This window comes from Microbispora bryophytorum, from assembly GCF_006874465.1.
In the GTDB taxonomy this organism is placed as follows: Bacteria; Actinomycetota; Actinomycetes; order Streptosporangiales; family Streptosporangiaceae; genus Microbispora; species Microbispora bryophytorum.
This window is the reverse complement of the sequence record NZ_VIRL01000091.1, coordinates 1-522: the sequence shown is the minus strand read 5'-3', so window position 1 is coordinate 522 and position 522 is coordinate 1. Positions and strand designations below refer to the sequence as shown.

Genomic DNA, 522 nt, shown 5'->3' with positions numbered 1-522 from the left:
AAACTGTCGGCCAACCGCCGCGTGTCGACCAGCACCACCGCACCGATCGCCCCCCGCACCAGGTCATCCCACATGAACCAGAACCGATGCTGACCCGGCGTACCGAACAAATACAAAATCAGATCCCGGTCAAGCGACACCCGCCCGAAATCCATCGCCACCGTCGTGGTCGTCTTGTGCGGCACCAACCCCACATCGTCCACCCCCGCCGAGGCATCGGTCATCACCGCCTCGGTCGTCAACGGCACGATCTCCGACACCGCCCCCACGAAGGTCGTCTTCCCCACACCGAAGCCCCCCGCAACGACGATCTTCGTCGAGGTCAACCCCCGGCTAGAGCCTGCGAAGTCCACTGAGCACCCTTTCCAGCAAGTTCAGATCCGGCTTACCGGCCTCCAACTGCGGCTGATGCACATGCACCAGCCCCTCCGCCGCCATGTCCGCGATCACCACGCGAACCACACCCAGCGGAATCCGCAGCAACGCCGACACCTCGGCCACCGACCGCACCTGACGGCACAG

2 protein-coding genes are annotated in these 522 nt (G+C 64.8%); both read right to left on the bottom strand.

The features are described from left to right. On the bottom strand, window positions 1–353 hold a 353-nt coding region (locus FLX07_RS35975; RefSeq protein WP_191049494.1), incomplete at its 3' end, for a GTP-binding protein. Then, on the bottom strand, window positions 334–522 hold a 189-nt coding region (locus FLX07_RS35970), incomplete at its 5' end, for a DUF742 domain-containing protein (protein WP_138463408.1). The genes FLX07_RS35975 and FLX07_RS35970, both read right to left, overlap by 20 nt.